22 protein-coding genes and 1 tRNA gene are annotated in these 24,199 nt (G+C 65.5%); 10 read left to right on the top strand and 13 right to left on the bottom strand.

The features are described 5' to 3' along the window. Entirely contained in the window at positions 1-1,014 is a 1,014-nt protein-coding gene (locus AC58D2_RS12465; RefSeq protein WP_497390750.1) for an inorganic phosphate transporter, read from the bottom strand. Positions 1,015-1,028: 14 nt separating this feature from the next. Beyond that, the gene (locus tag AC58D2_RS12460) at positions 1,029-2,153 is read right to left on the bottom strand and encodes a DUF47 family protein (protein ID WP_497391012.1); all 1,125 of its coding nucleotides are present in this window, start codon (positions 2,151-2,153) and stop codon (positions 1,029-1,031) included. Between the two features lie 226 nt (positions 2,154-2,379). On the opposite strand from AC58D2_RS12460, the gene AC58D2_RS12455 reads away from it, so the two are divergent. Further along, on the top strand, positions 2,380-3,927 hold the full coding sequence (locus AC58D2_RS12455; RefSeq protein WP_497391010.1) for a flavin-containing monooxygenase: 1,548 nt from the start codon (positions 2,380-2,382) through the stop codon (positions 3,925-3,927). Positions 3,928-3,934: 7 nt separating this feature from the next. Here the strand turns inward: AC58D2_RS12455 and AC58D2_RS12450 are convergent, their stop codons facing one another. From AC58D2_RS12450 to AC58D2_RS12435, 4 genes are all read right to left on the bottom strand, one after another. Further along, positions 3,935-4,501, bottom strand: a complete 567-nt coding sequence (locus tag AC58D2_RS12450; protein ID WP_497390748.1) for a hypothetical protein — start codon at positions 4,499-4,501, stop codon at positions 3,935-3,937. Positions 4,502-4,562: 61 nt separating this feature from the next. Next, positions 4,563-4,745 carry a DUF3008 family protein gene (locus AC58D2_RS12445; RefSeq protein WP_497390746.1) on the bottom strand — a complete coding sequence of 61 codons (183 nt, stop codon included), beginning with the start codon at positions 4,743-4,745 and terminating at the stop codon, positions 4,563-4,565. A 23-nt stretch (positions 4,746-4,768) separates the two neighbouring features. Beyond that, positions 4,769-5,704: an SDR family oxidoreductase gene (locus AC58D2_RS12440; RefSeq protein ID WP_497390744.1), complete on the bottom strand. Its 936-nt coding sequence runs from the start codon at positions 5,702-5,704 to the stop codon at positions 4,769-4,771. Between the two features lie 16 nt (positions 5,705-5,720). Continuing rightward, positions 5,721-6,554 carry a DUF4163 domain-containing protein gene (locus tag AC58D2_RS12435; protein WP_497390742.1) on the bottom strand — a complete coding sequence of 278 codons (834 nt, stop codon included), beginning with the start codon at positions 6,552-6,554 and terminating at the stop codon, positions 5,721-5,723. 55 nt (positions 6,555-6,609) lie between these two features. Here AC58D2_RS12435 and AC58D2_RS12430 point away from each other — a divergent pair, with 55 nt between their 5' ends. From AC58D2_RS12430 to argC, 3 genes are all read left to right on the top strand, one after another. Then, positions 6,610-8,016: a leucyl aminopeptidase family protein gene (locus tag AC58D2_RS12430; protein ID WP_497390740.1), complete on the top strand. Its 1,407-nt coding sequence runs from the start codon at positions 6,610-6,612 to the stop codon at positions 8,014-8,016. Positions 8,017-8,148: 132 nt separating this feature from the next. Next, positions 8,149-9,048: a C40 family peptidase gene (locus AC58D2_RS12425; RefSeq protein WP_497390738.1), complete on the top strand. Its 900-nt coding sequence runs from the start codon at positions 8,149-8,151 to the stop codon at positions 9,046-9,048. Between the two features lie 4 nt (positions 9,049-9,052). Next, entirely contained in the window at positions 9,053-9,979 is a 927-nt protein-coding gene (argC, locus tag AC58D2_RS12420; protein ID WP_497390736.1) for an N-acetyl-gamma-glutamyl-phosphate reductase, read from the top strand. Positions 9,980-9,986: 7 nt separating this feature from the next. On the opposite strand, the gene AC58D2_RS12415 is transcribed toward argC, so the two are convergent. Then, positions 9,987-10,202, bottom strand: a complete 216-nt coding sequence (locus AC58D2_RS12415) for a hypothetical protein (protein WP_497390734.1) — start codon at positions 10,200-10,202, stop codon at positions 9,987-9,989. Positions 10,203-10,374: 172 nt separating this feature from the next. Between AC58D2_RS12415 and AC58D2_RS12410 the strand changes: the two genes are divergently transcribed. Then, entirely contained in the window at positions 10,375-11,715 is a 1,341-nt protein-coding gene (locus tag AC58D2_RS12410) for a PQQ-dependent sugar dehydrogenase (protein ID WP_497390732.1), read from the top strand. Between the two features lie 193 nt (positions 11,716-11,908). On the opposite strand, the gene AC58D2_RS12405 is transcribed toward AC58D2_RS12410, so the two are convergent. The 5 genes from AC58D2_RS12405 to AC58D2_RS12385 all read right to left on the bottom strand — a co-directional run bounded on the left by AC58D2_RS12405 (position 11,909) and on the right by AC58D2_RS12385 (position 18,534). Further along, positions 11,909-11,985: transfer RNA gene (locus tag AC58D2_RS12405), tRNA-Arg, on the bottom strand. 52 nt (positions 11,986-12,037) lie between these two features. Continuing rightward, complete coding sequence (gene ppdK, locus AC58D2_RS12400) at positions 12,038-14,698, bottom strand: pyruvate, phosphate dikinase (protein WP_497390730.1); 2,661 nt, start codon at positions 14,696-14,698, stop codon at positions 12,038-12,040. A 196-nt stretch (positions 14,699-14,894) separates the two neighbouring features. After that, on the bottom strand, positions 14,895-17,183 hold the full coding sequence (gene glyS / locus AC58D2_RS12395; RefSeq protein WP_497390728.1) for a glycine--tRNA ligase subunit beta: 2,289 nt from the start codon (positions 17,181-17,183) through the stop codon (positions 14,895-14,897). Continuing rightward, complete coding sequence (locus AC58D2_RS12390) at positions 17,183-17,533, bottom strand: endonuclease domain-containing protein (RefSeq protein WP_497390726.1); 351 nt, start codon at positions 17,531-17,533, stop codon at positions 17,183-17,185. Before AC58D2_RS12390 ends, glyS begins: the two co-directional genes overlap by 1 nt. Before the next feature lie 119 nt (positions 17,534-17,652). Further along, entirely contained in the window at positions 17,653-18,534 is an 882-nt protein-coding gene (locus AC58D2_RS12385; protein ID WP_497391008.1) for a glycine--tRNA ligase subunit alpha, read from the bottom strand. A gap of 247 nt (positions 18,535-18,781) precedes the next feature. On the opposite strand from AC58D2_RS12385, the gene AC58D2_RS12380 reads away from it, so the two are divergent. From AC58D2_RS12380 to AC58D2_RS12365, 4 genes are read left to right on the top strand one after another with little or no spacing between them, the layout of a single operon-like run. Beyond that, positions 18,782-18,997 (top strand): helix-turn-helix transcriptional regulator, encoded by a 216-nt coding sequence (locus tag AC58D2_RS12380; RefSeq protein WP_497390724.1) that lies wholly within the window; start codon positions 18,782-18,784, stop codon positions 18,995-18,997. After that, the gene (locus AC58D2_RS12375; RefSeq protein ID WP_497390722.1) at positions 18,987-19,409 is read left to right on the top strand and encodes a hypothetical protein; all 423 of its coding nucleotides are present in this window, start codon (positions 18,987-18,989) and stop codon (positions 19,407-19,409) included. Before AC58D2_RS12380 ends, AC58D2_RS12375 begins: the two co-directional genes overlap by 11 nt. Before the next feature lie 57 nt (positions 19,410-19,466). Further along, a complete protein-coding gene (locus tag AC58D2_RS12370) occupies positions 19,467-20,420 on the top strand; it encodes a TraB/GumN family protein (RefSeq protein WP_497390720.1) in 954 nt (317 codons plus the stop codon). Then, positions 20,417-21,316 carry a TraB/GumN family protein gene (locus tag AC58D2_RS12365; protein ID WP_497390718.1) on the top strand — a complete coding sequence of 300 codons (900 nt, stop codon included), beginning with the start codon at positions 20,417-20,419 and terminating at the stop codon, positions 21,314-21,316. Before AC58D2_RS12370 ends, AC58D2_RS12365 begins: the two co-directional genes overlap by 4 nt. Positions 21,317-21,340: 24 nt before the next feature. Here the strand turns inward: AC58D2_RS12365 and tpiA are convergent, their stop codons facing one another. Then, positions 21,341-22,084 (bottom strand): triose-phosphate isomerase, encoded by a 744-nt coding sequence (gene tpiA, locus AC58D2_RS12360; protein ID WP_497390716.1) that lies wholly within the window; start codon positions 22,082-22,084, stop codon positions 21,341-21,343. 170 nt (positions 22,085-22,254) lie between these two features. Here tpiA and AC58D2_RS12355 point away from each other — a divergent pair, with 170 nt between their 5' ends. Further along, the gene (locus AC58D2_RS12355; RefSeq protein WP_497390714.1) at positions 22,255-24,198 is read left to right on the top strand and encodes a peptidylprolyl isomerase; all 1,944 of its coding nucleotides are present in this window, start codon (positions 22,255-22,257) and stop codon (positions 24,196-24,198) included. The last annotated feature ends 1 nt before the right edge of the window (position 24,199 follow it).

The following is a 24,199-nucleotide window of genomic DNA, read 5'->3' as shown; positions in this document are numbered from 1 at the left end:
TTAGAACAATCGCGTCAGCGAATAGAAGATCGCCGCGACGATCGCGCTCGCCGGGATGGTGATGAACCAGGCGACGACGACGTTGCTCGCCACGCCCCATCGCACCGCACTCGCGCGCCGCGCGACCCCGGCGCCGATGATGCTGCCGGTGATGGTGTGAGTCGTCGAGACCGGGATGCCAAGCAGGCTCGCGGTAAACACCATGATCGACCCGCCGGTCGACGCGGCGAAGCCCTGATGGTGAGACAGCTTGGTGATGCGCCCGCCCATGGTCTCGATAATCTTCCAGCCGCCCGACAAAGTGCCGAGTGCGATCGCGATATAGCAGCAGAAGGCGACCCAGTGCGGAACATGGAAATCGCCGGTCATATATCCGGTCGAATAGAGCAGCACCGCGATGATCCCCATCGTTTTCTGCGCGTCGTTCAGGCCATGACTCAGCGAATAGGCCGCAGACGAGAAAAGGTGCAGCGTGCGGAACGTTCGCTCGGCAAATTTCGCGGTCGCCCGGCGCAACGCCCAACTGCTCAGCAGCATCACGAGCATGGCGAGCAGCATGCCGAGCAGCGGCGAGAGGAAGATGGCGACGACCGTCTTGTTCAGCCCCGACCACTGGATGCCTTCGAACCCGGCATGCGCGACCCCCGCTCCGACGATGCCGCCGACGAGCGCGTGGCTCGACGACGACGGAATGCCCTTCAGCCAGGTCACGACGTTCCAGAACATCGCGCCGACAAGGGCGCCGAACACCACCGCCGGCGTCACCAGATCCTTGTCGATCAGCCCTGCGCCGATGGTTTCCGCCACCTTGTGCAGCGCAGGAAAGGCCAGGCTCAGGAAATAGGCGGCAAAGTTGAAGAAGGCGGCGAACATCACCGCCTGCACCGGGCGCAGAAGGCGCGTCGCAACGACGGTCGCGATACTGTTCGCCGCATCGTGCAGGCCGTTCAGAAAATCGAACGCAAGCGCGAGGATGATCAGTCCGACGAGGAGAGGGAAAGCGAGTTCGTGCATGGCGGCGCCCCCGCTTACGCGTGGTCGATGACCAGGCCGTCGATTTCGTTCGCGACATCTTCGAAGCTGTCGACGACGCGTTCGAGGTGACGATAGAGTTCGCGCGCGATCAGGAAATGCACGGTATTGGTTTCGCCATGTTCCTTGAACAGCCGCTTGAGCCCCGCCGCATGGATTTCATCGGCGTGCCCCTCCATGCGGACGAGCCGCTCGGTCAGCTCATGCAGGCGTGGGCCGTTGGCCGAAATATTGCGCAGTAGCGGCAACGCCTCGACCGTCAAACGCGCTGCATCGACGATGATCCCCGCGATGTCGCGCATTTCGGGATCGAAATCGCGCACGTCGTACAGGTCGATCGCCCCTGCGGTCTTTTGCATTTCGTCGATCGCATCGTCCATCGACGCGATCAAGTCGGTGATCGCGCTGCGGTCGAACGGGGTCAGGAAGGTCCGGCGAACGGTTTGCAGTACCTCGCGCGTGATGGCATCGGCGTCGTGCTCGCGCTCGACGATTTCCTGGATATGGTCCTCCATCCCTTCGCCGCCCTGAAGCAGCCGGGCAAGCGCTTCCGCGCCGGCCCCCAGCGTGGCGGCATGCCGTTCGAACAGGTCGAAGAAATTACCCTGCCTGGGAAGCAGGCGCTGGAACCAGGCAAACATGCTGCTAACCCCCGTCTTGTCTGCAATATTGTCGACGACCCCGGTCGCCCGTGCCGCCGCGCGAAAGCCGCTGTCTCCGAACGAGCGGATCAGCGCCTGCAAATCGGGCTCGTCGACCGCTCCGGCCGCCTCGTCGAAGGCGAACCAGCGCCGTTCGCGCTCGTCCTGCTCCTTCCACGCTTCCAGTTCCTTGGTGACCGCTAGCGGGAACACCTCGACATCGAGCATCACCGAAGCGCCGTTCGCGCGGCGCTTGCGATACTGATAGCTGCCCACCGCCGTCGGGCACACCGCTCCCAGCACGCCCGCTTCTTCTTCCGCTTCGATGGCCGCCGACGCGTGGCGTGTCATCCCGGTCAGCGGATTGCCCTTTGGAACGACCCAGCGACCCGTGCCGCGCGAGGTGATGAGAAGGATTTCAGTCGGTCCGTCGCGGTCGGGGCCGCTGAACCGATAAGGGAGAACCGCGATCTGTCGGATATGCCCCCTCCTCTTTGCACGGCCGGTGGCTGGGCCTGAAATGACAACTGGGTGACGCCCCTATGACAATATCGTGACAGCGGCAATGCCGCACTGCGCCAGCCCCGCAGTTTCCGTAAACGTCAATTCGATTGCAAAATGCAACGCTATGCGTAAGCTGCATGATCGAAGCGCGACACGGACGCAGCCGATGTCCTGCTCGATAGACGAAACGGGAGACGATATGATGGCAGGCACGGCGACGATGGAGCGCTCCGCACAGCCAAAGGCTGCCCCCGTCGATCAGGACGTGCTGATCGTCGGTGCGGGCATTTCGGGCATCGGCATGGCGGTGCATCTTCAGATGCATTCGCCGGATCGCAGCTTTGCCCTCGTCGAACGCCGTTCCAACCTTGGTGGCACATGGGATCTGTTTCGCTATCCCGGCATCCGGTCGGACAGCGACATGCACACGCTGGGCTTCGTTTTCGAACCGTGGAAGCATGAAAAATCGATCGCCGACGGACCGGCGATCCTCGATTATCTGCATCGCATCGTCGACGAACGCGGTATCCGCGAGCGCATTCGCTTCAACCGCAAGGTCGTTGCCGCCGACTGGAGCAGCGCCGACGCGCGCTGGACGGTGACGCTGGAGGACGAGAGCGGCGCGACGACCACGACCACGGCGCGCTGGCTCTATCTCGGTTCGGGCTATTACGATTATGACGAGCCCTATGACGCCAGCTTCGCCGGGCGCGAGGATTTCGGCGGCCAGATCGTCCATCCGCAATTCTGGCCCAAGGATTTCGATTATGCCGGCAAGAAGGTCGTCGTGATCGGCTCGGGCGCCACTGCGGTCACGATCGTTCCGTCGATGACCGAACGGGGTGACGGCAAGGGGGCCGCTCATGTCACCATGCTCCAGCGCACCCCGACCTGGTATGCGATCCGGCCGGCAAAGGATGGTTTTGCCAATTTCCTGCGCAAGATCCTGCCCGAAGAACTCGCCTATCGGATCACCCGGTTCAAGAATATCCGCCTTCAGGACATCGTTTTCCGCCGGGCGCGGGAGAAGCCCGAGAAAGTGGCCGACTTCCTGACGAAAAAGCTCAAGAAAGCTCTAGGCGAGCGGTACGACGAACAGGCGTTCACCCCGCCCTACAACCCTTGGGAACAACGGCTCTGCCTGGTTCCCGATGCCGATTTCTTCGAAGCGATGAAGGCCGGACAGGCATCGGTGGTCACCGACCATATCGACCGGTTCGACCGGACGGGCATCCAGCTTAAATCGGGCCGGCACCTCGACGCCGACATCGTCGTCACCGCGACCGGGCTGAAACTGGCGGTTGCCGGCAAGATTCCGGTGCGCGTCGACGGCGATCCTATCGATTGGAGCGAGCATTTCTACTACAAGGCGTGCATGTTCTCCAACGTGCCGAATTTCGCGGTCGTATTCGGCTACCTCAATGCAAGCTGGACGCTGCGCGCCGACATCGTTGCCGAATATGTCTGCCGCGTGCTCAACCATATGCGGGATACCGGAACCGAGGTCGCGACCCCGCTGCTCGAGGATCCGGCGAGCCTGACCGAAGAGAATATCTTCGATTTCTCCTCCGGGTACATCCAGCGCGCGCTGCACATCATGCCAAAGAACGCCGACCGGCTGCCGTGGCGGCTCAGTCAGAATTATGTGCAGGACCGGATCGACATGAAGACCGGGCCGGTCGACGACGGCGTGCTGCGCTTCGGCCATGCACAGGCGCTTGCAACGGCGCACCTCGAAGCGGCCGAATAATTCGGGATCAGGCGCGCTTTTTCCTGCGCCACCGCACAAAGAGCCAGCCGGCAAGCGCGGCGATCGCCAACAGGATCGCCGGCACGGCGACGCTCATAATGCGCGCCATCCTGTCGAAATTTTCGACGAAGGTCAGAGCTTCGGGTTTGGTCGCGCTCCCGAGCACGTTCCACGCAACGATCTTCATGGGCGCGCCATTTTCGGCATAGTAGCGCAGCGTCACCGTGGTCCATTTTTCGGAACCCTTGCCGATGACAACCGCTTCTTCCTGCCTCTGCGACTGGCCGTTCTGGACGTTCGCGCTCACCTGATAGGACGCGAGCCGCCAAGACGCGCCTTGCCCGGGACACTCGGCCGGAATCTTCGCCGCCGCCTCGCGCACCGAATTGGCAATCTCCGCGTGGAGCTCCGGCGTGACGGCTACGGGATCGGAGCATAACGTCCGGCTGACAGAAACCAGCTCGCCCTGCCGCTCGCGCGGCACGAGCTTGTCGAGCGTCGTCTGAAAGCTGCACCCCGAGAGGAGAGCGGCGCCCAACACCACCCTGGCTACGATCGTCGCCCCTGCCCGCATTCCTGTGCCTCCCTGCCGGGGAGGGACTATGGCGCAACGGCGAGTGTAAGGCCAGCGTCCGTCAGTCGACGTGCTCGGGCTTGCCCTTGCGCGATCCTTCGGCAAACTCCTCGAGCTGCTTCTCGCTCATGCTGTCGTACATTTCGCGCGAGGCGCCCTGAAGGTCGGATTTCGGCGTATCGCCGCGCTTGGCACTCAGTGCCGCGCCGGCGGCCTTTTGCTGCGCTTTCGATTTGGCTGGCATGACTATTCTCCTGTCTGCCCCCGCTATCCATTAACGATCGTGCCGCCGTTGGGATGCAACACCTGACCCGACATATAGCTGCTGTCGTCGCATGCGAGGAACAGGAAGGCCGGCGCCACCTCGTTGGGCTCGCCGGGCCGTTTCATCGGCGTGCCCTCTCCAAAGGTTTCGACCTTTGCCGCCGGGGCCCCGCCGCGCGGGTTGAGAGGGGTCCAGATCGGACCCGGCGCAACGCCGTTGACGCGAATGCCCTTGCTCACGAGATTTTCGCTCAACGAGCGGGTGAAGGCGGTAATCGCGCCCTTGGTCGCGCTATAGTCGAGCAGCCCTTTCGAGCCCTGGTACATCGTCACGCTCGTGCAGTTGACAATCGCCGCTCCTTTCTTGAGGTGCGGCAGTGCCGCCTGCACCAGATAGAACATCGCATAGATGTTCGTTGCGAAAGTACGTTCGAGCTGGGCGGGACTGATGTCGCGGATGTCATCCGCCGGATGCTGTTCGCCCGCATCGTTTATCAGGATGTCGAGACGGCCGAAGCGGTCCATCACCCGCGCGACGATCTTTTCGGCCGCCGCGGGTTTGCCGACGTCGGCCTTGATCGCGATCGCGCGTCGTCCCTCGTCCTCGACGATCTTCACCGTCGCGTAGGCGTCGACCTTGTTCTCTTTGTACACCAGCGCGATGTCGGCGCCTTCGCGGGCATAGAGCGCGCATACCGCCCGCCCGATTCCACTGTCGCCGCCGGTCACGATCGCCACCTTGCCGGCAAGCCTCCCCGATCCCGGATAGCGCGGCTCCCATCGGGGTGCGCGCGCAAGGTCTGCCTCGCGGTCGCTGAGCGGGCTTGCGATGGACTTTGTCGTGCCCACATCGGCTTTCAGCTTCGCGGCAGCTCGTTTCTTGCCTTTCTTCTCGGCCGGGGTTTCGCCGACCTTGCCGGCCTTTGGACGCTTCGCCATGGCGTGCTCTCCTCGATCAGTCGATGGGCAGGAAATCGCGCTTGTAGCCGTCCTTCACCGCGCCGACGACCGCAGCGGTCACCGGCAGGTTGATGGTATAGCTACCCTCGGCATAGGGGCCGATCTCATAGGGCGCGATCGCGATCGTCATACGGTCCAGATATTTTCCGCCCGACGAGCCGATCCAGATCGTCTGCGCCGACGCAGAGGGGCATTTGCCGAACGGGCTGTCGGGGTCGCGCGACCAGACGATGCCCTTTGCCGCCTTCGCGCGTTCGACCCCGGCACACAGATCGTCGTTCACCGCCCTGTCGAATGCCTCCCCGCTTTCGAACAGGTCCAGCGGCTTGAGCCGCTTCCCCTGATTGCGGTCCCAGATCAGCGTGTCGAAGCTGTGCATCCCGTGCGCGCCGCCCATATAGGTGTCGATTTCGGCGGACAGGCTCAGGAAGCGCGGCGTGTCGGTGATCCGTTTCCACGTTTCGAGATGACTGTGCGGATGATAGGGAAAATCGCCTTCCGCGGCAGAGGCCTTGTCGCGCTTCGCCGCTTCGATCAAAGCCTCGCGCTGCTTGTCTCGGTCGTTGTCGAGCCATGCGGCAAGACCGGGGATCCGCGCCGCCTCGAGCGGATAGGCATAGGTAAATTCGATCAGGTCGTTCGATTCCCTGACGTTCGACGCGGGCGCCTCGCTTGCAGCGATATCCTCCGCGCCTCCCGGCGGGGCGCCGGGCACGGACGCGGCTTTCATCTTTTCGGCGGTGGTCGGCTGCTTTTCGGAACAGCCGGCGATCAGCAGGGCTCCCGAAACCAGAAGCGCGGCATAGCGATGATGGGACTGGATCGTCATGGCCGAACAACGCCGGGAATCGACAAAGTTTCCATCGCAGCCTAGCACCATCGGCATGACCGACTATTCCGACCTCGTTCAGCCCGACAAGGGCCAGGACGCCCGCGCGATCCACCTTGTCGATAAAAAGGGCTACGACGACTGGCTGAAGTCGCGCAGCGCGCGCGAGCGCGCCGCCCTTGCCGCCGCCGCCTACAAGCCGGATGCCTATGCCCACGCGATATTGCCGGGCGACGATGCCGAAAGCTGGTCGGTTGTCACCACGGTCGCCGATGTCGATGCGCTCTCTGCGTGGTGCCTCGCCAGGCTTGCACAGGTGCTTCCGGAAGGCCGCTATCGCGTCGAGGGCCGCCAGCCGGGCAAAGCGATTTTCGGCTGGCTCAGCGCGCAATATCGGTTCGACACCTATCGCACCAAGGCAACCGAAGTTCGGGGCCCCCGCATATTGCTGACCGCCGACGTCGGCGCGATCGGCCCGGTGGTCGCCGAAGCGCGGGCGACGGCGCTCGTGCGCGACCTCGTGAATACCCCTGCGGCCGACATGGGGCCTGCCGCGATCGAGAAAGAGGCCGAGCGGATAGCGAAGGCGCACGGCGGCACGCTGATCGTGACCAAGGGCGAGGCGCTCGAGCAGGGATATCCCATGATCCACGCGGTCGGGCGCGCCGCCGCCAAGCATCACGCCCCCCGGCTGATCGAAATCGCGTGGGGTCGCGACGATCATCCGCGCGTCGCACTCGTCGGCAAGGGGATCGCCTTCGACAGCGGGGGGCTCGACATCAAGCCTGCGGCCGGAATGCGCTTGATGAAAAAGGACATGGGCGGCGCCGCGCACGTCCTCGCCCTCGCCCAACTGGTCATGGCTACCGGCTTGCCGGTGCGGCTCCACTGCCTCGTCGCCGCCGCCGAAAACGCGATTTCGGCCGATGCCTTCCGTCCCGGCGATGTGCTGAAGAGCCGCAAGGGGCTGACGGTCGAAATCGGCAATACCGATGCCGAAGGGCGCCTCGTGCTCGGCGACGCCCTGGCGAGAGCGGGCGAGGACGAGCCCGAACTGATCGTCGATTTTGCAACGCTGACCGGCGCCGCGCGCGTCGCGCTCGGCCCCGACCTGCCGGCGCTCTATGCCAATGACGACGCCCTTGCCGCCGACCTGATCGCGGGCGGCGCCGAGCGCGACGATCCCGTGTGGCGCATGCCATTGTGGGACGGCTATGCCGACCTTCTCGAAACCGACATCGCAGATCTTGGCAATGCCGGCAGTTCGGCCTTTGCGGGGTCGATTACCGCCGCGCTCTTCCTCAAACGCTTCATTCCCGAAGACACCTCGTGGGCGCATTTCGATACCTTTGCCTGGCGCCCGTCGGCGAAGCCCGGACGGCCCAAGGGGGGCGCCGCGCTGGGGCTGCGCGCGGCATGGGCCATGCTCCAGGCGCGCTACGACCGCCGCGCGCGCGCCTGAACTTTCTTGATCAAGCGCCGCGCGCTGGTCTAATGCCGCGCGATTGTTCGCCGATCCGGCGGAATCGGGCTATATTCAGGACGGCAAGTGACTTCGAACCAAGGTGATATTTCTGCGTTGAGCGGCGTACGAATGGGGCGTCCCGGTGTCGTGGCCGCCGGACGCGACCGCTTCGGCCTGACCGGAGTGGCGCAAGGCTTCGATCCCCGCGTCGTCGCGATCCGGCCGGATCTGGCCGATATTGCCGTTGCCGGCACGCATTTCGCCCCGCATTATGCCGCACCGAAGATCACGAGCGCGGTCCTGCCGTCGACCGCGGTGCGCGCGGCCCCCGCGCTCGACGCCGAACAGACGAGCGAGCTGCTCTTCGGCGAAGGGTTCGCGCTGCTCGACGTCACCGGGGGCTGGGCGTGGGGCTATTGCCTTGCCGACCATTATGTCGGCTACCTCGCCGCCGACGCGCTCGGCGCTCCGATCGCCCCGACGCACCGGGTCGCCGCTGCCGAAGTTCTGATCCACAGCGCGCCGGATGCGGCGAGCGGCGGTTCGGCCATCCTGTCCTTCGGAGCGATGGTGATGGGCGAGGAACGGGGCGACTGGCTTGTCACGCCGCACGGCTATTTGCCGCTCGGCGCACTCGCCGGACTGGGCGATGCCGACGCGGATCCCGCCGCGGTCGCCGAAGCGATGCTCGGCACACCCTATTTGTGGGGTGGCCGCACCGCGAAGGGAATCGATTGTTCGGGCCTCGTCCAGCTCGCGTGGAGCGCGGCGGGCCTTCAGCTTCCGCGCGACAGCGACCTCCAGCTCGCGGCGCTCGACGCAAGCAAGGATGTCGCCCCCGCCGATCTGGCGCGCGGCGACCTGGTATTCTTTCCCGGCCACGTCGGCATCATGGCCGATCCGCAAGTGCTGATCCACGCCAGCAAGCATGGCATGGCCGTCGCCGCCGAACCGCTCGCAGATGTCGTCGCACGGTTCGAGAGCGAAGGCCATTCGCCGGCGATCAGCGGCATGAAGAGGGTGCGCTAGCACGATGGGTCGGAGCGTTTTCATCGACGGCGCCGCCGGGACGACCGGGCTGGAAATCGCCGAACGGCTCTCCGGACGGAAGGAATTCGAGCTGCTTCGCCTCGACGAGGCGCGCCGAAAGGAAGCATCGGCGCGGCGCGAGGCGCTGAACGAGGCCGATTATGTCATCCTCTGCCTGCCTGACGATGCCGCGCGCGATGCGGTCGCGATGATCGAGAATGACCACACGCGCGTCATCGACGCGTCAACGGCGCACCGCATCGCACCGGGGTGGATCTATGGCTTGCCCGAAGTCGTCGGGCACGAGACCGTCTCTTCGGCAAAGCGCGTATCCAATCCCGGCTGCTATTCGACCGGTTTTATCGCGCTCGTCGCACCGCTGGTCAGGGGCGGACTGCTTCCCGCCGACTGGCCCTATAGCTGCAACGCCGTCAGCGGCTATTCGGGCGGCGGCAAGGCCCTGATCGAACGCTATCGGGCCGACCGCGACATCGCCTGGCGCGGCTATGCGCTGACCCTTGCGCACAAGCATGTCCCGGAGATGCAGGCGCGCTGCGGCCTGGCCATCGCGCCGATCTTTTCGCCCGCCGTGATCCCGGCGCACCGCGGCATGGTGGTCGAAGTGCCGTTGCCGCTTGGCGCGATGCCCGGTGCCGCGACGCCCGATGCGCTGCGCGAGGCGCTCGCCGAATTTTATGCTGGCAACCCGGTCATCGCGATGGGCGACGCGCCTGCCGATGGCGAAATGCTGCTGCGCGCCTCCGACGACGGAAACGACCGGCTCGACCTGTATCTGTTCGCGAATGCCGACGGCACCCAGGCCCGCCTCGTCGCGCGGCTCGACAATCTGGGCAAGGGCGCAAGCGGCGCCTGCGTCCAGAATCTCAACATCATGGCGGGGTTGCCCGAAACGGCGGGGCTGCGCGTCTAGCGCCGCCTCAATGCACGGTGTCGAGCGCGGTCTCGACCGACAAATAGGTGATCAGCCGTTCGATCTGGCGCCAGCGCGCGAAGTGAACATGGTTGCCGAGCACGCGATATTGTTCGGCGCGCGCCGCCGCTGCAAATCCCGCTTCTTCGCCGTGATCGCGGATCAGCGCAGCGGCGTCATCGACCGCGGCGCGATCGGTCAGATAAGGGGTTGGCAGAGGCATGGGATCTCCGGGCGATTGAATGCGGCTCCCTGCTAGCCGCACCCCCTGACGTTGCCGTTCCCGAGGATGATGAACGTCCGGGTAAGGTTAATGGAAATGGGGCGCCGTTGACGTCATGGCCCGCTGCGTTTCGCCTCTTTGCCGTCACGCCCTACCGGTGTAGACGGGACGCATGCGCAAAATCCTCAAATATGTCGCCATCGCCCTGTTGCTGATACTTCTCGTCGGCGGGATTGCCTTCTACGCGATGTCGCGACCCGACGTCGCGCGCTTTTCGACCGCGGAGACGAGCGGCCGCGTGCCCGTGATGGCATCGCAGCACCCCGAACGCTTCCCGACGATGAATGTCCCCGAAGCCACGAGCTGGCCGGCCGACGCCGCGCCGACCCCGGCGCAAGGACTGGCGGTCGCGCGCTTCGCCGCGGGGCTCGATCATCCGCGCTCGATGCTCGTTCTGCCCAACGGCGACATACTGGTGGCCGAGGCGCAGAGCCCGCCGCGCCAGGACGGCGGCGTCGAAGGCGCCGTGATGAAAAGGATGATGGGCAAGGCAGGCGCCGGCGGCGCTTCCGCGAACCGCATCACCCTGCTCCGCGACGCCGACGGCGACGGCAAGGCCGAGGTCAAGAGCGCCTATATCACCGGGCTCAACTCGCCTTACGGCATGGCGCTCGTCGGCGACACGCTCTATGTCGCCAACACCGACGCGCTGCTGGCCTTCCCCTATGTGGAGGGCGCGACCAGCATGGCGGGCAAGCCGAAGAAGGTCGCCGACCTGCCCGCGGCAGGCACCAACCGCCACTGGACCAAGAGCCTTGCCGCGGCTCCCAACGGCTGGCTCTATGTCGGGGTCGGCGCCGACAGCAATATCGGCGAGAAAGGCATGGCGAACGAAGCGCGCCGTGCCCGTGTGCTCGAAGTGCGGCCCGAAAACGGCTATGTCCGCACCTGGGCGGCGGGGCTGCGCAATCCGGTCGGGCTCGCCTTCTATCCGGGCAGCGACCGGCTGTGGGGCGTTGTGAACGAACGTGACATGCTGGGCAGCGACCTGGTACCCGACTATCTGACCGACATCGACGAGGGCGACACGTTTGGCTGGCCCTGGTATTATTGGGGGGGCTTCATCGACCCGCGCGTCGACCCTCCCGAAGAGGATAATCGCCAATATGTGAAGCGCCCGGCCTATGCGCTCGGCGCGCATGTCGCCCCGCTGGGCATGACCTTCACCCAGGGCCTCGACCTCGGCGACCGATGGGTGAACGGCGCGCTGATCGCGCTCCACGGCTCGTGGAACCGCGAACCGGTGGCAGGCTATGACGTCGTTTTCGTCAAGTTCGGCGCCGACGGCAAGCCCGTCGATGCACTCCCGATTCCTTTCCTCACCGGCTTCGTTGCCAAGGACGGGGCAACCACTCGCGGCCGGCCGGCCGATGTCAAGGTCGCGAAGGATGGCAGCGCGCTCGTTGCCGACGATACGGGCGGCGTGATCTGGCGCGTTGCCAAGGCCAGCTAGAGTTTTTCCGGTTTTGATTGAGGCATTTTCAAGCCCCTCCCCTTCAGGGGAGGGGTGTTTCAACATCACCCGGAAAAGCTCCCGCGCGCTTCCTCTCACAAGTTCTCGGCGGCGCGGCGGCGGCAAGCGCTTGGACCGCCGAACGCGAGTTGCGTGCGACCGGGAACAACCGAAAACCTGGACTTTGGGGAAATGGCGCACCCGGAACGATTCGAACGTCCGACCCCCAGATTCGTAGTCTGGTGCTCTATCCAGCTGAGCTACGGGTGCGTGGAGAGGCGCCTTTAAGCCGCGAGGCGAAGGCGCGCAACCCCCTTTTCTTCTATTTTTTTCCGAGCGCCGCCTGCGCCGCGGCAAGCCGTGCGATCGGCACGCGATAGGGCGAAGCACTGACGTAATCGAGGCCCGTCCGCTCACAGAAATGGATGCTCGGCGCGTCGCCGCCATGCTCGCCGCAAATGCCGAGCTTGATGCCCGGACGCGTCGCGCGCCCACGCTCCGCCGCCAGTTCGATCAGCTGGCCGACGCCCTCGACGTCGAGGCTGACGAAGGGATCGGTCACGAATATCCCCTTGTCGACATATTGGGTCAGGAAGCGCCCGGCGTCGTCGCGGCTGATGCCAATCGTCGTCTGCGTCAGGTCGTTGGTGCCGAAGCTGAAGAACTCGGCACCGTGCGCGATCTCGCCCGCCATCAGCGCCGCGCGCGGCAGTTCGATCATCGTGCCGACCAGATAGTCGATCTCGCGCCCCTTTTCGGCGAATACCGCTTTGGCCGCCTTGTCGACGAGGCTCTTCATCAGGTCGAATTCGCGGCGAGTCGCGACCAGCGGGATCATCACTTCGGGGATCGGCGCCGCGCCGGTTTCGGCGGCGATGTCGCACGCCGCCTCGAAGATCGCCTGCGCCTGCATCTCGTAGATTTCGGGATAGGTGACGCCAAGGCGGCAGCCGCGGTGGCCAAGCATCGGATTGAATTCATGGAGTTCGTTCGCGCGCGTCTTCAGCGCCTCGATCCCGACCCCCGCCGCTTCCGCGACGTCGGCGAAATCCTCTTCGCGCGTCGGCAGGAATTCGTGCAACGGCGGATCGAGCAGGCGGATGGTGACCGGAAGCCCCGCCATCACGCGAAAAATCTCCGCAAAATCGCCGCGCTGTTCGGGCAGCAGCTTGGCGAGCGCGGCGCGGCGGCCGGCTTCGCTGTCGGCGAGGATCATCTCGCGCACCGCGGTAATCCGTGCGGCGTCGAAGAACATATGCTCGGTGCGGCAAAGGCCGATACCCTCGGCGCCGAAATCGCGCGCGACCTGCGCATCGGCCGGCGTTTCGGCATTGGTGCGGACCTTCATCCGGCGGACCTTGTCGGCCCAGCCCATCAGCGTGCCGAAATCGCCGACGAGTTCGGGCTGAAGCGTCGGCACCTCGCCCGCCATCACTTCTCCCGTCGAACCGTCGAGGGTCAGAATATCCCCCTCGCGCAGTTCACGGCCACCGACCCGCAGGACGCGCGCCGCACCGTCGATGCTGAGCCCGCCCGCGCCCGAAACGCACGGACGCCCCATGCCGCGCGCGACCACCGCCGCGTGGCTGGTCATCCCGCCGCGCGCGGTCAGGATGCCCTTCGCGGCGTGCATCCCGTGGATATCCTCGGGCGATGTCTCGACGCGGACGAGGATCACCGCCTCGCCCATGCCCGCTGCCTTTTCGGCGCTGTCGGCATCGAACATGATCTGGCCCGACGCCGCGCCGGGGCTCGCGGGCAAGCCCTTGGTCAGCACGTCGCGCGGCGCCTTGGGATCGAGCGTCGGGTGGAGCAGCTGGTCGAGCGCGCCCGGATCGACGCGGCCCACGGCTTCCTCCTCCGAAATCAGCCCTTCGGCCGCCATGTCGACCGCGATCTTCAGCGCCGCCTTCGCGGTGCGCTTGCCCGACCGCGTCTGGAGCATCCACAGCTTGCCGCGCTCGACGGTGAACTCGATGTCCTGCATGTCGCGATAATGGGTCTCGAGCGTGTCGAAGACCTGTCCGAGCTCGGTAAAGGTTTCGGGCATCGCCTCTTCCATCGACAGCGGTTTGGCGCCAGCCGCCTCGCGCGCCGCCTTCGTCAGATATTGCGGCGTGCGGATGCCCGCGACGACATCTTCGCCCTGCGCATTGATCAGCCATTCGCCGTACCACGCACGCTCGCCGGTCGCGGGGTCGCGGGTGAAGGCGACTCCGGTCGCCGAAGTGTCGCCCATATTGCCGAACACCATCGCCTGCACATTGACCGCGGTGCCCCATTCGCCGGGGATCGAATTCAGCCGGCGATAGACTTTCGCGCGGTCGCTTTCCCAGCTGGCGAAGACGGCGCCGATCGCGCCCCACAGCTGATCCTTCGGTTCCTGCGGGAAAGGCGCGCCGGTCTCGCGTTCGACGATCGCCTGATATTCCTTGACCAGCGCCTGCCAGTCTTCGGCCGCCATTTCGGTGTCGAGATAGAAGCCCTTGTCTTCCTTCGCGATTTCCAATGCTTCCTCGAACTCGGCATGGTCGAGGCCCATGACGACATCGGCGTACATCTGGATGAAACGGCGATAGCTGTCCCATGCGAAACGCGGGTCGCCCGATGCTTCGGACAGGCCAACGACGGTCGCATCGTTCAGGCCCAGGTTGAGGACGGTGTCCATCATCCCCGGCATCGAAACGCGCGCGCCCGAGCGGACCGAAACGAGCAGCGGGTCGGCGGGGTCGCCGAAGGTGCGACCCGTCAATCCCTCGATATGCGCGATGCCGTCCTCGACTTCGGCGGTCAGACCGTCGGGATAGGCCTCGCCATTCGCATAATAAGCGGTGCAGACCTCGGTGGTGATCGTAAATCCGGGCGGTACCGGCAGGCCGATCGAAGCCATTTCGGCAAGGTTCGCGCCCTTGCCGCCCAGCAATTCCTTGGCGCGCTCCTTTGTGGTCGCGTCGCCGCCGAACAGATGCACCATCGTCGTCATGTCTTACTCCTGCTGCCCCGGGGAGGAGGTTGCGGCTGCATAGGTATGCGTTTCGAGTCGGTCGATTCAGTTTTGCTTTGTCTGTTCCAAGGCTTCCCTACCCGTTCGCATCGAGCGCAGTCGAGATGCCCATCGGTCGTTCATGCCTTCGCGGTGTTTCGACGTCGTTCGACACAAACGGGTTTCTTTAGCGGTTTCAGCCTTCGATTTTCGAGAAATCGGCAACGCCATGCACCGCGCCGGTAAATCGCGCGAGCAAGCCAAGCCGATAGGCGCGCACCGCCTCGTCGGGATCGTTGACCATCACGCCTTCGAAAAAGGCGTCGATCGGCGCGCGGAGGCTGGCAAGCGCGGCCATCGCGTCGGTGAAACGCTCCTCGGCCACCGCGGCGGTAGCCGCCGGCTCGGCGGCATCGAGCGCGGCGAGCAGCGCGGCATCGGCCTCGGTCGGAGGCGTGACGGCGGCAGTGTCGCTCACTTCGCCTGCCTGCTTTAATATGTTCGCCGCACGCTTGTAGCCCGCGAGCAGATTGGCGCCGTCGTCGGTCGCCATAAACGCCTGCAACGCCTCCACGCGGGCGAGCAGACGCACAAGATCATCCTCGCCGCCGAGTGCGAACACCGCGTCGATCAGGTCGTGACGGACGCCGGCCTCGCGTTGCTGGACCTTGAGGCGGTCGATCAGAAACATTCCACAACCCGCAAAGCCGGAAAGTCTTCCATCCGATGAGAGGGTGGCCATCAAATCAATATACGCCGTCTGTTGCGACTGCGTCGGCTCTTTGGCGCGTTCTACGGAGAAAGTCTTGGTGACGGGAGGGGCGGAATTGCCGCCAAGTTTTGTCAATTCGAGTGCCGCTTTTATCTGGAGCGGTTTGCCCAGCAGCTTGCCAAGGCTTACGCGAACCTGGTTGCGGACTAATAGTGCAATCACAGCCAAGCCAGCACGTCGAAGCGCAAATGGATCTTTTGACCCGGTTGGCTGCAATCCAACCTCAAAAAACTGGACAATCGTATCCAACTTATCCGCCAGCGCCACAGCCACCGTCACCGGCGCGGTCGGCACGTCGTCACCCTGCCCGACCGGCTTGTAATGGTCGCGGATCGCGTCGGCCACCGCATCGGGCAGGCCTTCGGCGCGGGCGTAATAGCCGCCCATCAGGCCCTGCAATTCGGGGAATTCGCCGACCATTTCGGTAACGAGATCGGCCTTGCACAGCCGTGCCGCGAGTTCGGCCTGATCGGCCAATTCCTCGCGAGACGCGTCCGTGTTCCCCCGCGAAGGCGGGGGTCCAGAGCGTCCATCCGCTGATGTGGGCGCATCTCCGCTCTGGGTTCCCGCCTGCGCGGGAACACTCGAAGGGATAATGATGCCTTCTTCGACCAGCCACCGCGCGAGCTTCGCCACCCGCTCGACCTTGTCGGCGACGGTCCCCAGCTTCTCGTGGAAGGTGATGTTCGCCAGCTTCTCGGCATGCTGCGCCAGCGTCTTCTTCTGATCCTGTTCCCAGAAGAAGCGCGCGTCCGACAGCCGCGCGGCGAGGACCTTGCGGTTGCCCGCGACGATCTCCGCGCCGCCGTCTTTCGCGTCGATGTTCGCGGTGCAGACGAAGCCGTTGGCAAGCTTCCCGTCCGCCCCGTTCACGACGAAATATTTCTGGTTCACGCGCGCGGTCAGCTGGATGACCTCGGGTGGCACCTCCAGGAACGCCTCGTCGAAGCGGCCGAGCAGCGGCACCGGCCATTCGGTGAGCCCGGCATTCTCGATCACCAGCCCCTCGTCCTCGACAAGGCTCAGCCCGGCGTCAGCCGCGGCCTTGGCGGCGCCATCGCGAACGATCGCCTGCCGCTCCTCATGGTCGACGATGACGTGGCACGCGCGCAGCTTGTCGGCATAGTCCGCCGCCGAGCCGATGGTGATCTCGCCCGGACAATGGAAGCGGTGGCCGCGCGTCGCGAAGCCCGCCGCAATCCCGCCGACTTCGCACGGCACCAACTCTTCGCCGAACAGCGCGATGATGCCCGACAACGGCCGCACCCAGCGCAAGCTCTCGCTGCTCGTGCTTTCGCGGCCCCAGCGCATCGACTTGGGCCAGGCAAAGCCGCGAACGATCGCGGGGATCGCCTCGGCAAGCACATCCTTCGTCGCACGGCCGGGCTTGTCGATCACCGCAAACCACACGCCATCGCGATCTTCGAGCCGGTCCTGCGTCAGCCCGGTCTTGCGCAGGAAACCTTCGAGCGCCTGCGGCGGCGCGCTGGTCCGCGGACCTTTCAACTCCTCGCTGACCGCGGCGGTCGCCTCGGGAAGGCCCTTCGCGATCAGCGCAAGACGGCGCGGGGTCGACCAGATCGTCAGCGCGCCGACCTCGATGCCCGCCGCGCCCAGCTGCGCGCGGAACAGCTTTTCAAGCTCGGCGCGCGCGCCGGCCTGCATCCGCGCGGGGATTTCTTCGCTGCGCAGTTCGAGAAGGAAGTCGGTCATTAGAGATCCTCCCCGCTTGCGGGGAGGGGGACCATGCCAGAGGCATGGTGGAGGGGGCTCTCGGCCTTCGACCGCAGCAGCGCGACTACGCCGTCCATCTCTTCCAGCACATCCTTTGCCGCAATGCGGACAATTTCAAATCCTTGCGCCGACAGGAACGCGTCGCGCGCGGCGTCACGGACGGGATTCGCCCCGCAATTATGGGCCTCGCCGTCGATTTCAACGATCAGCTTGGCGGCCATGCAGCAAAAGTCGGCAACATAGGGTCCAACTGGGTGCTGGCGGCGGAATTTTACGCCGAGTTTTTGCCCGCGAACCTGTTGCCACAGCAACACCTCGGGGAGAGTCATTTCGCGGCGAAGTCTCCGCGCGGTGTAGACCGGCGGGCGTCGCAGGCTTCGCGAGCCCCCTCCACCGCCCTTCGGGCGGTCCCCCTCCCCGTTTCGGGGAGGATTCGGTGAGGCGGCCATCACAGCACCCACCCCGGATAGTTCGCGGTCCACCGCTCCGACTGGCTGTCGATCCACGCCTTGCAACTGCCCTTCGCGAGGTCGCGGACGCGGGCCATGTAATTGGCGCGTTCCTGCACGCTGATCACGCCGCGCGCCTGGAGCAGGTTGAACAAATGGCTCGCCTCGATCGCCTGATCATAGGCGGCGAGCGGCACGCCCGCGTCGATCGCGCGCTGGCACTCGGCTTCGGCCGCCCTGAACCCCGCGAACAGGCCGTCGGTGTCGGCGACCTCGAAATTCCATTTCGAAAATTGCCGTTCGTTTTCGAGGAACACGTCGCCATAGCTCACGCCCGGCACGTCACCCACCGGGTCGGAGAAGCGCAGGTCGTACACATTGTCGACATTCTGAATATACATGGCGAGGCGTTCGAGCCCATAGGTCAGCTCGCCCGCGACGGGCTTGCAGTCGAAGCCGCCCATCTGCTGGAAATAGGTGAACTGGGTGACTTCCATTCCGTCGCACCAGACCTCCCAGCCCAGCCCCCATGCTCCAAGCGTCGGCGATTCCCAGTCGTCCTCGACGAAGCGGATGTCGTGGAGCAGCGGATCGATGCCGATCGCGGCAAGACTGCCGAGATACTGGTCCTGCAAGTCGGCCGGCGATGGCTTCAATATTACCTGATACTGGTAATAATGCTGGAGGCGGTTCGGATTCTCGCCATAGCGGCCATCGGTCGGTCGGCGGCTTGGCTGGACATAGGCGACATTCCACGGCTCCGGCCCCAGGCTGCGGAGCGTTGTCGCGGGGTGGAAGGTCCCCGCCCCGACGCGCATGTCATACGGCTGGAGAATCGCGCAACCCCGCGCGCTCCAATAGGCATGCAGCGTCAGGATCATGTCCTGGAAGCTCAGGGGTTTCCTCTCTGCCGCGTCGGCCACGCCTCTCGCCTTCTTTCGCAGTGCAACAAGTGCCGCCGCCCTTGGCGCAGCGGCGCGGCAGGGTCAAGGGTTGTGCGGCTTGCGAGCGCGGGGCAACAGGCTTCGGAGCGGCACGATGTAAGGTCTTGTTGACATGGTCATCGAACCCTGTCATTTAGTCAACAACACCTGACATCTGGGCAGGTGACCATGACGGACGCGGCAAGTGAACAACAAGCTGAAAGTGCTGCGCGCGATGCAGGGTTGGAGCCAGGCAGAACTGGCGGACCGGCTCGACGTATCGCGCCAGGCGGTAAACGCGATCGAAACGGGCAAATACGACCCGTCGCTGCCGCTCGCTTTCAAGCTATCGAGGGTGTTCGCGATGCCGATTGAGGAGATTTTCGACGATGGCCACGAAGGAGCAGGCGATGACCGGTGAGCGCAAGCAGCCCCGCCGCCCCCTGTCGCCGCGACGCCGTCGCTACTGGCTGTCGCTCGGGATCGCCGCGATCATCGGCGGCGTCATCGGCGGCTGGATGGTTGCCGATCGCGGCGCCGCCGCCTTGGTGAGCAACGGCCCGGTCGGCGAATCCTTTGCGATCGGCACGTCGATCGCCTGGGCGGTCGGCCTTGCGATCTGCATGCTTGTCTATCACCGCGCGATCGACGACCATGAAGAGCGGGCATGGCTGTGGGCGGGGCTCGCCGGCTGGTATGCCTTTATCTTCCCGGCACCCATATGGTGGATTCTCCATCGCGCCGAACTCGCGCCGCCCGCCGACGCGATGCTGTTGTTCCTGCTGTCGATGGCGGTGAACGGCGCCGTCTATCTGTGGCTCAAATTCCGCTGACCCCCTTCCCTGTTTTTTCCAGCACGTTAAGCTGATTGCCAAGAAAGGCTCCCCCCGATGAAAAAATTCTTCCGAACCCTTGCCGTCTCCTGCGCGGTCATTCCGCTGGCGCAATGCGCGCTCTTTCCCGGTGGCAACGCCGCGATGGCGGCTGAGCCGCCGGCGCAACAGGCCCCCGCAGCCGAGGCCGCGGCCTCCATCGACGCCGATCCCGCGCTCTGGGTGATGAAGGACGACGACACGACGATCTATCTGTTCGGGACCGTCCACGTCCTGAAGCCGGGCCTGAGCTGGTTCGACGAAGCGGTGAAGGACGCATTCGACAAGTCCGACGAGCTGATGCTCGAGATCGTCATGCCAGAGGATCAGGCGGCGATGGCGCAAACGATGATGCCGCTGGCGATCGCGCAGGACGGCAAGACGCTGTCGTCGCGGCTCGCGCCCGATGCGCTGAAGGCATATCAGGACGCGATGACGTCGGTCGGAATCCCGCCGGCCCAGTTCGACATGTTCGAACCCTGGTTCGCGGCGGTCACGCTGTCGACGCTGCCGGTGATGAAACTGGGCTACGATCCCGAACAGGGCGCCGAAAAGCAGCTCACCGGCTTTGCCAAGGCGGAACACAAGCCGATCGAGGGGCTCGAGACGGTCGAACAGCAACTCGGCTATTTCGACACCCTGCCCGAAGAGCAGCAGATCGCCTTCCTGAATGCCGTGGTAAAGGATATCGATACGCTGGGTCCGACGCTCGACACACTCGTCGACCAGTGGAGCAAGGGCGACCCCGACGGCCTCGCCGCGACGATGAACGAGAGCATGGAAGCCACGCCGGCGCTTGCAAAGCTGTTGCTGTTCGATCGCAATGCCAATTGGGCCGATCAACTTCAGGCACGGATGGACAAGCCGGGAACGGTGTTTGTTGCGGTCGGCGCCGGCCATCTCGCCGGCGAACATAGCGTGCAGGATTATCTGAAGGAACGCGGGCTTACCGTGACCCGGGTCGAATATTGACCGCGGCGGGCGCCCGGCCGCGCCCTTGGGGTCGTCGCGCCGCGGCGACCCTTCTGGCGTGCCTGCTGGCCGCCTGCACCAGCCCCGAACCGCCGGTCGAAGCGCGGCCGGCGATGTGGCTTGCCGACGACGGCGACACGAAAATCTACCTGCTCGGCACGATGCACGCGCTGCCCGAAGGCACCGACTGGGACGAAGGTCGCGTCGCGCAGGCGATCGACGCCGCGGACGAGCTGATCCTCGAACTGTCGCCCGACGAACTCGACGCGGCGGGCGCCGAATTTCAGCGGCTCGCCCCGCGCACGGCACCGCTCGCGATCGGCGACCGGCTTCCTCCGCGCGCCCTTGCCGGCTATCGGGCGCTGGAGGCGACGGGGCCCGCCTTCGCCGCCGACGCGCTCGACGATTGGGCGGTGATGGTGCTGATGGGACAGCGCGCCGCACACAATGCCGCTCTCTCCCCCGATGCGGGCGTGGAGGCCGGTCTGACCCAGCATTTCCGGGCCGCGAACAAGCCGATCGGGGGCCTTGAAACCGCGAAAAGCCAGCTCATGCTGTTCGAGACGCTCGATCCGGCGACCCAGCGCGCGCTATTGATCCGCGCCGCCGATCGTGCCGGCGACGCGGTCGCCGACGTCCGCACCCTGACCGAGGCATGGCGCCGGGGCGACGTCGCGAAGCTGGAGGCTGAAATCAACGAGGATGTCGACGCCGTTCCGGCGGCGCGCAAGGCGATCATCACCGACCGCAATCGCGCGTGGGCCGCGTGGATCACACGGCGCATGGATCGGCCCGGCACGGTGCTGATCGCCGTCGGCGCCGGCCACCTCGTCGGGGATGACGGTGTCCCGTCGCGCCTTGCCGCCCAAGGGATGCGCGTCAGCCGCGTGCAATAGGCCGCGCGGCCTCACCCTTCGGCGCTATCCCAACGCCGCGGCGGCCTCGACTATCGGCAGGAACTTCGCGGCGGTCAGGCTCGCCCCGCCCACCAGCGCCCCGTCGACATCGCCCGCGCCGAGCAGTTCGGCGGCATTGTCGCCGTTGACCGAACCACCGTAGAGCAGCCGCACATCGTCCGCCCCAGTGCCGATCCGCGCGGACAGCGCCATACGGATCGCGCCGTGCATCGCCGCGACATCGGCGACGGTCGGCACCAGCCCCGTGCCGATCGCCCAGATCGGCTCATAAGCGATCGCCAGCCGCGAAGGCGGAAATTCGCCCGGCAACGAGCCGCGGACCTGGGCCAGCACATGATCGATCGCATCGCCCGATTCGCGCACCTCGCGCGGCTCGCCGACGCACAGGATCACCGACAGGCCCGCCGCAAGCGCCGCTTCGGCCTTGGCCCGTACATCGGCATCGCCTTCGGCAAAGCCTTCGCGGCGCTCGCTATGGCCGACGATGACCAGCGACGCGCCGGCATCGGCGAGCATCGGCGCCGCGACCGATCCGGTGAACGCCCCCGATGCCGCGGCGTGGCAATCCTGTCCGCCGACCGCGCCGCGTCCCGCCGCCATCGCGGCGATCAGCGTGAAAGGCGGGCACAGCGCGACATCGACGCCCTCGTGCGCGCTCGCGCCGGCAAAGATTGCCTCGGCCTCGCCCAGCGCGGCCTTCAGCCCGTTCATCTTCCAATTGCCGACCACATATTTGCGCCGCGCCATCCATCCCTCCTCGTCGCCTGACTGTTCGTTGGAAGCAGCCCCTAGCCGCGTCGGCGGGCGGCGCGCAAGCGGGCGAAATCCTTTTCCCGCCTTGATGCGGCCCCGCCTCCCGCCTAAAGCAGCGCCCGACCGCGCCTCCATGCGCCCAGCCGCGAAAGATTGCCTCCTCGATGATTACCGCCCTTCGTCGCCTTTTCGGATCCGCCATCGGCAAGTTTCTCGCGCTCGCCTTCGTCCTCCTCGTCGGTCTGGCCTTCGCGCTCGGCGACGTGACGGGCAATTCGAGCTTCGGCGGGATCGGCGGGGCCAACGTCGCGCGCATCGGCAAGACCGATATCGGCCTTGGCGAACTGCGCGACCGCGTTCGGATGTCCTATAACCAGGCGCGCGAACAGCAGCCGGGGCTGACGATGGCGGCGTTCGTCGAATCGGGCGGGCTCGACCAGGTGCTCGACCAACTCGTCGAAGGGGCGGCGTTCGAGCAATTTGCCGAGAAAATGGGCTTCGGCGTCAGCAAGCGACTCGTCGACGGACGCATCGCCGACCTTCCGGTGTTCGCGGGCGTGTCCGGGACGTTCGACCAGGCGCGCTTCGAATCCTTTCTCAGCCAGAACGGGATGACGGAGACCCAGCTCCGCAGCGAGATCAAGCAACAGCTGCTCGCCGAACAGATTGCCGCCCCGATCGGCCGCATCTCGCGCGTTCCCGCGAAGATGGCGCAGCCCTATGCCGCGCTCCTTCTCGAAAAGCGGCGCGGTCTTGCGACGTTCGTGCCGGCAAGCCCCTTCGCGCCGAAGGGCGATCCGGGCGGCGACACGCTTCGCAAATATCTGACCGAGAATGTCTCGCGCTACAGCATCCCGGAACGCCGCGTGATCCAATATGCGCTGTTCGACCGCAGCGCGGTCAAGGCCGCGCCGGTGACCGACGCCGAGATCGCCGATTTCTACAAACGCAACGCCTCGCAATATGCCGCAAAGGAAACGCGCCGCTTCGCCCAGGTCATCGCTCCCGATCGCAAGACCGCGGACAGCATCGCGACAAAGGTGCGCGGCGGCGCCTCGCTCGGCGATGCGGCAAAGGCCGTCGGGCTCGCAGCCTCGCAGAGCGGCGACCTCACCCGGTCGGCCTACGCCGCGACGACGAGTGGCGACGCTGCCAAGGCGGCCTTTGCCGCGAAAGAGGGCGACCTTATCGGGCCCACGCAAACCGATCTCGGCTGGGCGATCGCGCGCGTCGAAAATGTCACCACGACACCGGCACGCAGCATGGCCGATGCAACGCCCGAGATTCGCGCCCAGCTTGAAAAGAACAAGGCCGAAGAAGCCGTGGTCGATTATTACAATGCGATCCAGGACGCGGTAAACGGCGGTGCGTCGATCGAGGAAGTCGCGTCCGATCGCAAGCTCGAGCTGCACGAAACTCCGGCGATCCTGCCCAGCGGGCGCGCGCCGGCGAAGTCCGACTTTACCTTGGCGCCCGATCTGGCGCCGATGGTCGCCCAGGCATTTCAGGGTGGCTCCGAAGGCGAGGGTCAGCTCGCGACGATCAAGGCCAACGAGCAGTTCGCCGTGTTCGCGGTCAAATCGATCGTCGAGGCCGCGCCGCCGCCTTTCGCCCAGATCCGCAGCGACCTGCTGGCCGACTGGCGCCTCGCGCAGGGCCAAAAGGTGGCGCGCGACAAGGCGCGCGCGATCGTCAAGGCGGTCGAGGGCGGCAAGGACCTGAACGCCGCCGTACGCGAAGCCGGGCCCAACATCGGCACGGTTCAGGCGATCGGCGGCAGCCGCGCCGACATCGCCAAGGACGGCGCGCGCGTTCCGCCCGAACTCGCCTTGCTGTTTTCGATGGCCCAAGGCAGCGTCAAGACACTGGAAATCCCCGGCAATCGCGGCTGGATGGTGATCTCGCTCGGCAAGGTCGACCGCCCCGAAGCCAAGGATATCGATCCCGAGCAGGTCAAGGCGCTTGCGCAGCCGCTCGGCCCGGCGTTCGGCAATGAACTCGTCGCCCAGCTCGCGACCGCCGCCAAGCGCAGCGCCCAGGTCAAGATCAACAAGGATCTGCTCGAGCAGCTTCGCAAGGAGCTGACCGGGGCAGCGCCGGTTCAATAGG

The sequence above is a fragment of the Sphingopyxis sp. CR5 genome (assembly GCF_059693785.1).
Note: the sequence above shows the minus strand (reverse complement) of the source record. Positions and strands in the feature narration are given on the sequence as shown.

Coding starts and splice junctions, on each gene's coding strand:
- AC58D2_RS12465 (WP_497390750.1), bottom strand. CDS start 1,014: ATGCACGAACTCGCTTTCCCTCTCCTCGTCGGACTGATCATCCTCGCG.
- AC58D2_RS12455 (WP_497391010.1), top strand. CDS start 2,380: ATGGCAGGCACGGCGACGATGGAGCGCTCCGCACAGCCAAAGGCTGCC.
- AC58D2_RS12450 (WP_497390748.1), bottom strand. CDS start 4,501: ATGCGGGCAGGGGCGACGATCGTAGCCAGGGTGGTGTTGGGCGCCGCT.
- AC58D2_RS12445 (WP_497390746.1), bottom strand. CDS start 4,745: ATGCCAGCCAAATCGAAAGCGCAGCAAAAGGCCGCCGGCGCGGCACTG.
- AC58D2_RS12440 (WP_497390744.1), bottom strand. CDS start 5,704: ATGGCGAAGCGTCCAAAGGCCGGCAAGGTCGGCGAAACCCCGGCCGAG.
- AC58D2_RS12435 (WP_497390742.1), bottom strand. CDS start 6,554: ATGACGATCCAGTCCCATCATCGCTATGCCGCGCTTCTGGTTTCGGGA.
- AC58D2_RS12430 (WP_497390740.1), top strand. CDS start 6,610: ATGACCGACTATTCCGACCTCGTTCAGCCCGACAAGGGCCAGGACGCC.
- AC58D2_RS12425 (WP_497390738.1), top strand. CDS start 8,149: ATGGGGCGTCCCGGTGTCGTGGCCGCCGGACGCGACCGCTTCGGCCTG.
- argC (WP_497390736.1), top strand. CDS start 9,053: ATGGGTCGGAGCGTTTTCATCGACGGCGCCGCCGGGACGACCGGGCTG.
- AC58D2_RS12415 (WP_497390734.1), bottom strand. CDS start 10,202: ATGCCTCTGCCAACCCCTTATCTGACCGATCGCGCCGCGGTCGATGAC.
- AC58D2_RS12410 (WP_497390732.1), top strand. CDS start 10,375: ATGCGCAAAATCCTCAAATATGTCGCCATCGCCCTGTTGCTGATACTT.
- ppdK (WP_497390730.1), bottom strand. CDS start 14,698: ATGACGACGATGGTGCATCTGTTCGGCGGCGACGCGACCACAAAGGAG.
- glyS (WP_497390728.1), bottom strand. CDS start 17,183: ATGACCGACTTCCTTCTCGAACTGCGCAGCGAAGAAATCCCCGCGCGG.
- AC58D2_RS12390 (WP_497390726.1), bottom strand. CDS start 17,533: ATGACTCTCCCCGAGGTGTTGCTGTGGCAACAGGTTCGCGGGCAAAAA.
- AC58D2_RS12385 (WP_497391008.1), bottom strand. CDS start 18,534: ATGATCCTGACGCTGCATGCCTATTGGAGCGCGCGGGGTTGCGCGATT.
- AC58D2_RS12375 (WP_497390722.1), top strand. CDS start 18,987: ATGACCGGTGAGCGCAAGCAGCCCCGCCGCCCCCTGTCGCCGCGACGC.
- AC58D2_RS12370 (WP_497390720.1), top strand. CDS start 19,467: ATGAAAAAATTCTTCCGAACCCTTGCCGTCTCCTGCGCGGTCATTCCG.
- tpiA (WP_497390716.1), bottom strand. CDS start 22,084: ATGGCGCGGCGCAAATATGTGGTCGGCAATTGGAAGATGAACGGGCTG.
- AC58D2_RS12355 (WP_497390714.1), top strand. CDS start 22,255: ATGATTACCGCCCTTCGTCGCCTTTTCGGATCCGCCATCGGCAAGTTT.